We start from the raw sequence: 8,191 nt of genomic DNA, 5'->3' as shown, positions 1-8,191 counted from the left end.
ATCATTGGATGTGGGGTATCGTGTTTCTACGGGAGAGCATCCTTACGAGGGCTTGATGGACGAGTTGATGATCATGAACAACGGTTCCGAGGCGGTGGAGAGCTGTAATAATTACCTGACGACCTGTCTTACAGCCGGTCTTTCCTGTGATTTTTCCTGCATTCCCCAATAAGTCCCCTCTCCTTACCAAGGGGAGGGTCAGGGAGGGGTCTGACTTAATCAGAAGTCGTCGCGTACTTCGCCCGACCATTCGTCGCATCGTAATAAGAGATATGCAACCTATCATTCAAATCAATCGCAATGTCGCAGTAGTTGCCGATATCCCCAGTTGAATCCAGGGTCATCGTGACCCAACTGCCGGTCAGGTTGGTCGCGTATTTTAGGTCTTTGTTGGTGGCATCGTAATAGCAAATATATATATGGCCGGTTGAATCAGTAGAAATAGCGTCCAAACCTACCGTCATTGTTGAGTCAATCGTTGTGATATTCCAGCCACTTCCTGAATTGGTTGCCAAAGTAAGGGCATTGCTTTTGCTGAAACTTATGTAAACGATTCCTGTCTTATTGACAGCTACAGAAGCACCCGCTGCATTATCACTGACTTTTTCTTCCGATGACCAAGAACCCAACTTATTTGTAGTATAATAAAGATTATTTGATGGAAGATTAGATCCAACAACGTAAACCTTATTATTTGTGTCTACTACTAGGCTTGAAGCACCTACAGCGGCAAAATTTCCAGTGGAAAGTACTTCCTGCCCACTCCAACTCCCCGCTGTTCCGGTGACGTACCGTACTTTATTAGAGGCCTGATGAGAGATATGGACGGTTCCATTCGAATCCACGGCGATGGAGGGAGAGACCCCCCCCGCCTCGATGGTTTCCGGGACCCAGGAGCCGCTCTTGTTGGTGGCATACTTCAGGGTGCTGTTGGTGGTGTCCCGATAGGCGATATGGAGCTTGTTATTTGAATCAACGGCAATCGAGGTCCCGGCACCGACATCCCCAATGCCATCAATACCGGTGTAGCTAAAAGCGGCGTTATTTCCGTTTTGACTAAAGTTTGGATTAGAATTCAGTCCCAGATCACCACTTGAACCCCTGTAAAGGGAGATGGAGGGGTTTCCCGATGAATCAACAGCAATTGAGGTGTACTGCCCAAAACCGGTTTCGTTGCCGGTTGTCAGTATCCTCAACACCTCAATCTCATCCGAGAGGGTTTGGATGTTATTCGCCTTGTCTTTGAGATGAACATACAAGGTCTTTTTGCCTTTCATCGGAGAGGATAACGTGGTGTTTTGGGATTGGGTGAGTGAACCGGTTGAACCAATGGCAACCCAGGAGCTGGAAGAAACAGCAGGAGGGGTAGAGTCTGTGGAAAATAAATAAGCGATAATCCCGCTGTTGTCCGTTGCGGTGACCGACTCGGAGACATCCGCATCAGACTCCAGCGTTAATTTATTCCCACCATCAATCAACAGTGTTCCTGTGGGGGCGGTTGTGTCTAACGTAATTGTAGTCTTGGAGAAACCGGAGGTGCTTGTTTTGGCACCCTCACCCTCGCCCTCTCCCGTCAAGGGAGAGGGTACCTGATTCTTGCCCTCTCCACCTGTGGGAGAGGGTGTCCGAAGGACGGGTGAGGGGGAGAAAGCACTCACCCAACCCCCCGCATTCACCCCCGGCGCATTCTTATCCTCCGATACCAAATACCCCGTGATTGTTCCTTCGCTTAAGCCTGAAAGCACTAAACTCAACTCTCTGGTGCTGGTATAGGTGGCCCCGCTATTAATGGTAATCGCCCCGGTGATTCCTCCGGGAGGGGATTGAACCGTAATCGAAGCGGTTATCTCGTCCGAGATGTTCCCCTGCAAATCCTTCAACCAGGCATAGATAATATGATTCCCTACCGCCGGAGAGAGATTAAAACCGGTCTCCACCATGATCGGATTACCAGGATCAATACTGATCCACAAAGTGGAATCGATAGCAGGGGCTGTTGGATCCTCCGAGAGAATATAGGCGGTAACGTTGTCCTTGGTGGAAGAGCCGGTCAGTTTGGCGGTCACCGTCAACCCCTCCACCGAATCGGCACCATCATTCAACACCAACTCCCCCGTCACGTCCGATGAAGAACCGCAGGTGGTGAGGGTGATTGCGAGCAAGAGCGAAGCAATCCAGGGAGATGGTGGGCTAAGTCGAACCATCATCCCTTCCAATTAACCCAAATTGATGGAAAAATGCGAGGGGGAAATTACTTTTTAAAGAGTCGTGCCATTAATTCTTGACGGTCAAGGTTGAAATGAAGAGCAACGTCGGAAAGGGCAGAGGCCAATGTTCCAATCCGAAGAGATGGGTGTCTGGGGATAGTGATATGATGTTCTCCCCTCTCGTGGGTTGTTAACCTCATGTGAGAACCGGTTTGTCTCGTGATCTTGTATCCAAAAACGGAAAGCTGTTTGGTAAGATCTTCACCGGAGAGGTTACGGGGCAACCTCATACGGCAATGACTTCTTCTTTGACAAAATGGAGACGAATAACAGAGGGTTTTTGACCTTCACCGAAATGACAAGACACCGCGTCACGAATTTCTGATTGGAGGGCTTCTAAATCATCCGCTTCTGTAAAAATAGACACCCCCAAGGCCTTGGCCGTGAATCCGCCTTCCGGGGCCTCTTCCACCATAAAGATGATTTCATTCATACTTAAAAGGTAACAAATCAGCACCGCTTCTGCAATAGGCTTTTTAACCTGCCCCGACCCCAAGGCCCCCGATTATTCTTATGCCCAGTAGGTTGGATGTGTCCCCGGTACACTTCTGCCACTTCTGTTAAGAAGGGGAACCAATCAAAAATCAATCAATGAACGGATCGCCTCTACTTTTTTGGGGCCGAGGCCGGGGACCCGGAGCAGTTCCTTTTCATTCTTGAACGGTCCGTTCATACGGCGATCCTCAACAATCCTCTGCGCCAGTTTTGGCCCGATCCCGGGCAGGGCCTCCAGCATTTTTGGGTCAGCGGTGTTGATCGGAATTTTTTGCCCCAACAGAAATGAGGTGGCCGGGAGAGGTGAAAATTCCTGTGTTTCGTTTCGGTGATCGAGGCATTGGTGGAGTGAAAAGAGGGAAAGGAGCATGAGGGCGAGAACAAGGTAGCGGCTGGTGGCTCCGGTCATATCGCCCCCTGACCCCCTTTCAAAAATCCCCCTTGTGTCCCCCTTTGTCAAAGGGGGATGAAGGGGGATTTTAACAATTTGTATTCCAGCGAATCGACGAGCGCCATCCAGGAGGCCTCGATGATATTTTGCGAGACGCCGACGGTCCCCCATTTTTCACGGCCGTCGGTTGATTCGATCAGGACACGCACCTGAGAGGCGGTCGCCCTCCCCGCCGGCAGGACACGGACCTTGTAGTCGATCAGACGGACCTTGCCAAGTTCGGGATAAAATCGTTCCAGCGCCTTCCGCAGGGCTGTGTCCAGGGCGTTAACCGGCCCTACCCCCTTGGCCTCCGCCCTTTCCTTTTTGCCATTCACTTCAATTTCGAGTGTCGCCTTGGCCGAGGCGTGACCGGGCACTGCCATGCCATGGTCCTCTCCCTTTTTCTCATCCACAACGCTGAAATGAATCAGGGTAAAGAAATTTTTATATTGCTTCAGGGCCCGCCGGATCAGGATTTCAAAGGAGGCTTCAGCCCCCTCAAACTGGTAGCCAGCATTTTCCATCTCTTTGAGTTGTTTGACGATGCCAGAAACCACGGAGGATTGGGAATCGAGTTCAATGCCGAACTCCTTCGCCTTATAAAGGATACTGGAACGGCCGGCCAGGTCGGAGACAAGGACACGTCTCCGGTTGCCGACCTCTTCCGGGCGGATATGTTCGTAGGTCGCCTGATTCTTGAGGATCGCGGAGACATGCACTCCCCCCTTGTGAGCGAAGGCGGCCTCCCCCACATAAGGTTGGTGGGTCAGCGGGATCCGGTTGGCCAGCTCATCCACATAGCGGGAGACCTCCTTGAGACGGCTCAACTGTTCAGGCGCGATACAGGAAAAACCGATCTTGAGCTGAAGGTTCGGGATAATGGAGACCAGATTCGCATTGCCGCACCGTTCACCGATCCCGTTGATTGTTCCCTGAATATGACGGCACCCTGCCGCCACGGCGGCCAAGGCGTTGGCAACGCCGGTTTCCGAGTCATTATGGCCATGAAAGCCGAGGACGGGATCACCCTCACCCTTACCCTCTCCCATCAAGGGAGAGGGAAATTTATTTTTCACATTTTTGATAATACTTTCAATCTCATCCGGCAATGTCCCGCCGTTGGTGTCGCAGAGGACCAGGACCTTTGCCCCAGCCTCAGAAGCGGCCTTGAGTGTGGCCACGGCATATTCCGGATTCTTTTTAAACCCGTCGAAGAAATGTTCGGCATCAAAGAGGACTTCCGGGCAATTTTTTTTGAGGAAACTGATGGAGTCTCGGATCAACTCCAGATTTTCTTCGAGAGAGATCCCCAGCGCCTCTTTTACATGAAAATCCCAGCTCTTTCCAAAGATGGTGACAACCGGGGTCCCGACCGCGACAAGCGCCTTGAGGTTCGGGTCTTTTTCCGCGGTAATCCCCTTCTTGCGAGTACTCCCGAAGGCGGCGATCCTGGCATTTTTTAGATTGAGAGAGCGGACCCGCGCAAAAAATTCTTCGTCTTTCGGATTCGATCCCGGCCACCCGCCCTCGATGTAGTGGATCCCGAGTTCGTCCAGCTTTTTGGCGATCCGGAGTTTATCCTCTACCGTGAAAGAAATTTCCTCCGACTGGGCGCCGTCGCGGAGAGTGGTGTCATATAACTCAATTTGCATGCGGGAGACCCCTCACTTCGTTCGGGATGGATCAGCTTTGTTGATTCAGATTAAACGCCTTGTGCAACGCCCGAACGGCCCGTTCCATATCCTTTTCATCCACCACGACGGAAATCTTGATCTCCGAGGTGGAGATCATCTGGATATTGATCTTTTCCTCCGCCAGTGTGGTGAACATCCGGGCGGCAACACCGGCGTGTGACCGCATCCCGACACCGATAACCGAGACCTTCGCGATCTTTTCATCCGCATCCACTTTGTCCGAGCCGAGTTCCTTGGCGGTTTTTTGGGCCAGACTGAGCGCCTTTTTGAGATCCGCCTGAGGCACGGTGAAGGTGAGATCGGTAAAACCATCCTCACTGACGTTCTGGATGATCATATCCACATTGATATTGGCGTTACTGATCGGTGTAAAAAGACCGGAGGCGATACCGGGACGGTCCGGAAGCCGCCGCACCGCCACCTTCGCCTCATTTTTGTCGTGGGCGACGCCCGAAACAACAACATTTTCCATGGAAGCATCCTCCTTTGTCACCAAGGTTCCTTTCTCGTTATTGAATGACGATTTTACCCAGAGGGGCACAGTGTATTTGGCCGCCATCTCCACCGACCGGATTTGCAATACCTTGGCCCCCTGCGAGGCCATCTCCAGCATTTCTTCATACGCGACCCGATCCAGTCGACGGGCCTTCGGTTCGATCCGCGGGTCTGCCGTATAGACACCATCCACATCGGTATAAATTTCACAGGCCTCCGCTTTGAGGGCGGCGGCCAAGGCCACGGCTGTCGTATCGGAACCGCCCCGGCCCAGAGTGGTAATATTTCCTTCCGTATCAATCCCCTGAAAGCCGGCGACCACCAGGACCTGCCCCTTGGCCAATTCGTGACGGATGAAATCGGCATCAATACTCTTGATCCGGGCCTTGGAAAAGGCGCTGTCGGTCATGATCCGGAGTTGGTGTCCCAGGAACGACCGTGCCGGCACCCCCATTCCCTTGAGGGCCAGGGCCAGAAGGGCGATGGTGACCTGCTCTCCCGTTGAAACGAGCATGTCGTATTCCCGGCCGTCCGGCTCTTCGGCAATTTTGTGGGCCAGATCGACCAGACGGTTTGTTTCCCCCGCCATGGCGGAAACGACAACGATGACATCGTGCCCTTCCTTTTTTGCGGCCATCACCCTCTTGGCAACGTTCCGAATCCGGTCCAGATCGCCGACTGAGGTGCCGCCGTATTTTTGAACAATCAACATTTTCTACTAACGCCCCCTAGCCCCCTCTTACACTAAGAGGGGGAACAATCTCAATCTGTCTTTTTTCTCCTGCAAGCATGGAAAAACGAACAACCACCATTTTTTGCAATTCCGCGGGAGGCAATTTTTCCGCCCACTCCACCACCACAATCCCGTTTTTCTCCAGATACTCCTCAAAACCGAGATCGGCCAATTCCTTCACGGACCCCAATCGATAAAGGTCGAAGTGAAAAAGAGGGATTTTGCCCTCATACTCATTGATCAGCGTGAAGGTCGGGGAGTTGACATAATATTTTTTGGAAATCCCGAGCCCCTCGGCCAATCCCTGCACGAAGGTTGTTTTGCCACTACCGAGGTCGCCGATTAATGCCAAAACAGTGCCCGGTTTCATCTTCTTTGCCAGGTTGGCGGCAAACTGCCGGGTTTCTTTGGGGCTGTGGGATATCAATAGCATCAACGGGTCCTGTCTCGACCCCGTTCCTTATACCCAATGTCGGATTGCATCCGGAATCCCCTCAATCAGATCTCCCGCCATCATCCCGCGATCGCCATGCCTTGCGGCCCACCGGTCACCAATCAGGCCATGGAGGTAGACGGCGGCGCGGATGGCCGACCCCAGGGAGAACGGGTCCTGTCCAATAAGGCTGGCAATCATCCCGGTCAAGACATCCCCCATCCCGGCGGTCGCCATGGCGGGGTTGCCGGTCGGGTTGATAGAAATCTTTCCTTCGGGACTGGCGATAACGGTCCGGTACCCTTTGAGGACCAGATGAACGCCGTATTTCTTGGCGAATTGGCGGGTCCTATCAACTTTGGGTTTTTGGTACCGGGTACCTTTTGGCCAAAAGGTACCCGGTACCAAGGGGGAGACGGATAGTAACCTTATCATCTCCCCCGGATGTGGGGTCAGAATGGTCGGTGCTCTCCTCCCCTTCAATCCCTTTAATTTTTCCAGCGCCAGACAATTCAACCCATCCGCATCAATCACGAGCGGAAGATCGGTTTTTAGAAGCGATTGAACTATTTTTCGAGAACCTGGACCGGTTCCCATCCCTGGACCGACTGCGATAACGGTTTTGTCTTTATATTTTGGGCGGCCATGGTTCGATAAACTCACCATGTCCCCGTCGCCAGAAAACTCGCCGTTTTTATCCGACGGGAGCGGCAGATACATCACCTCCAACAAATTTTTGGGGATTTTTTTAAAGGCCTTGTCCGGTAGGGCCAGGGTGACCAGCCCTGAACCGGTCCTGAGCGCGGCACGGCAGGTCATTAACGCGGCCCCCAGTTTTCCCACACTTCCGGCAACGATCAAGACGTGACCGTAGTCTCCCTTGTGGGAATCCTTTTTGCGGGGTTTGAGGATTTTTAGAAAATTCATTTTTTTACGATCGCCACTATTTCACGCACCGCCTGTTCCAATCCTACAAACAGTGCCCTGGCGATAATCGCATGGCCGATGTTGAACTCCTGAATCTCCGGAATAGCGGCCAGGGGACCGGTGTTTTGATAGTGGAGTCCATGCCCGGCGGCGACATAAAGCCCCAACTGCTTGCCAAGGAGTGCCGATTGCCGGATCCTTTCAAATTCTTTTTTTACTTCGTCGGGAGTCGTGGCATCGGCATAGCGGCCTGTGTGGATCTCGATCGTGTCGGCGCCGATTTCACGGCTCTCCCGGATCTGACGCTCCTCGGGATCGATAAAAAAGCTGACACGGATGCCGGCTTTTTTGAGCTGTTCGGTCTTTTCCTTCAGTTGTTTTCTGTTGCCGTAAACGTCGAGTCCCCCTTCTGTCGTCAGCTCTTTCCGTCTTTCAGGGACGAAGGTAACCGTATTGGGACGGACGTCAACAGCGAGGACGACCATGGCCTCAAGAACCGCACTCTCCAGATTCAGTTCTGTCTGGACCGTATGCCGGAGCGTCCGAAGATCCCGGTCCTGGATATGACGGCGGTCCTCCCTGAGGTGGACGGTAATCTGATCGGCACCGGCCTGTTCCACAATCAGAGAGGCCCCGGCAGGGTCGGGGTATCTGGTTCCGCGAACCTGACGGAGGGTGGCGATATGATCGATGTTGACGCCGAGGCGGGCCATA

The 8,191-nt window shown here is 52.8% G+C and carries 10 protein-coding genes; 1 reads left to right on the top strand and 9 read right to left on the bottom strand.

Annotated elements, in window-relative coordinates:
• Window positions 1–172 (top strand): hypothetical protein (locus HYS22_09250; protein ID MBI1910337.1); only part of this gene is annotated, 172 nt, incomplete at its 5' end.
• A gap of 43 nt (window positions 173–215) precedes the next feature.
• Here the strand turns inward: HYS22_09250 and HYS22_09245 are convergent.
• The 9 genes from HYS22_09245 to HYS22_09205 form a co-directional block, all read right to left on the bottom strand.
• Window positions 216–2,207 carry a hypothetical protein gene (locus tag HYS22_09245; GenBank protein MBI1910336.1) on the bottom strand — a complete coding sequence of 664 codons (1,992 nt, stop codon included), beginning with the start codon at window positions 2,205–2,207 and terminating at the stop codon, window positions 216–218.
• A 44-nt stretch (window positions 2,208–2,251) separates the two neighbouring features.
• Window positions 2,252–2,497 (bottom strand): type II toxin-antitoxin system HicA family toxin, encoded by a 246-nt coding sequence (locus tag HYS22_09240; GenBank protein ID MBI1910335.1) that lies wholly within the window; start codon window positions 2,495–2,497, stop codon window positions 2,252–2,254.
• Window positions 2,494–2,700 (bottom strand): 2-oxoisovalerate dehydrogenase, encoded by a 207-nt coding sequence (locus HYS22_09235; GenBank protein ID MBI1910334.1) that lies wholly within the window; start codon window positions 2,698–2,700, stop codon window positions 2,494–2,496. Before HYS22_09235 ends, HYS22_09240 begins: the two co-directional genes overlap by 4 nt.
• A gap of 144 nt (window positions 2,701–2,844) precedes the next feature.
• Window positions 2,845–3,171: a helix-hairpin-helix domain-containing protein gene (locus HYS22_09230; GenBank protein ID MBI1910333.1), complete on the bottom strand. Its 327-nt coding sequence runs from the start codon at window positions 3,169–3,171 to the stop codon at window positions 2,845–2,847.
• A 47-nt stretch (window positions 3,172–3,218) separates the two neighbouring features.
• Entirely contained in the window at window positions 3,219–4,847 is a 1,629-nt protein-coding gene (locus tag HYS22_09225) for a citramalate synthase (protein MBI1910332.1), read from the bottom strand.
• A gap of 31 nt (window positions 4,848–4,878) precedes the next feature.
• Window positions 4,879–6,096, bottom strand: coding sequence for an aspartate kinase (locus tag HYS22_09220; GenBank protein ID MBI1910331.1), 1,218 nt, complete (start codon window positions 6,094–6,096; stop codon window positions 4,879–4,881).
• 16 nt (window positions 6,097–6,112) lie between these two features.
• Window positions 6,113–6,550, bottom strand: a complete 438-nt coding sequence (tsaE, locus tag HYS22_09215; GenBank protein ID MBI1910330.1) for a tRNA (adenosine(37)-N6)-threonylcarbamoyltransferase complex ATPase subunit type 1 TsaE — start codon at window positions 6,548–6,550, stop codon at window positions 6,113–6,115.
• A 27-nt stretch (window positions 6,551–6,577) separates the two neighbouring features.
• Window positions 6,578–7,477 (bottom strand): NAD(P)H-hydrate dehydratase, encoded by a 900-nt coding sequence (locus tag HYS22_09210; protein ID MBI1910329.1) that lies wholly within the window; start codon window positions 7,475–7,477, stop codon window positions 6,578–6,580.
• The gene (locus tag HYS22_09205) at window positions 7,474–8,190 is read right to left on the bottom strand and encodes a pyridoxine 5'-phosphate synthase (GenBank protein ID MBI1910328.1); all 717 of its coding nucleotides are present in this window, start codon (window positions 8,188–8,190) and stop codon (window positions 7,474–7,476) included. The genes HYS22_09210 and HYS22_09205 overlap by 4 nt, the downstream gene beginning before the upstream one ends.
• Window position 8,191: the final 1 nt, after the last annotated feature.

The sequence above is a fragment of the Deltaproteobacteria bacterium genome (genome assembly GCA_016177765.1).
Taxonomy (GTDB): Bacteria; UBA10199; UBA10199; order JACPAL01; family JACOUP01; genus JACOUP01.
This window is presented reverse-complemented; position numbering and strand designations above follow the sequence as displayed.

Coding starts and splice junctions, on each gene's coding strand:
- HYS22_09245 (MBI1910336.1), bottom strand. CDS start 2,207: ATGATGGTTCGACTTAGCCCACCATCTCCCTGGATTGCTTCGCTCTTG.
- HYS22_09230 (MBI1910333.1), bottom strand. CDS start 3,171: ATGACCGGAGCCACCAGCCGCTACCTTGTTCTCGCCCTCATGCTCCTT.
- HYS22_09235 (MBI1910334.1), bottom strand. CDS start 2,700: ATGAATGAAATCATCTTTATGGTGGAAGAGGCCCCGGAAGGCGGATTC.
- HYS22_09205 (MBI1910328.1), bottom strand. CDS start 8,190: ATGGCCCGCCTCGGCGTCAACATCGATCATATCGCCACCCTCCGTCAG.
- HYS22_09240 (MBI1910335.1), bottom strand. CDS start 2,497: ATGAGGTTGCCCCGTAACCTCTCCGGTGAAGATCTTACCAAACAGCTT.
- HYS22_09225 (MBI1910332.1), bottom strand. CDS start 4,847: ATGCAAATTGAGTTATATGACACCACTCTCCGCGACGGCGCCCAGTCG.
- HYS22_09220 (MBI1910331.1), bottom strand. CDS start 6,096: ATGTTGATTGTTCAAAAATACGGCGGCACCTCAGTCGGCGATCTGGAC.
- tsaE (MBI1910330.1), bottom strand. CDS start 6,550: ATGCTATTGATATCCCACAGCCCCAAAGAAACCCGGCAGTTTGCCGCC.
- HYS22_09210 (MBI1910329.1), bottom strand. CDS start 7,477: ATGAATTTTCTAAAAATCCTCAAACCCCGCAAAAAGGATTCCCACAAG.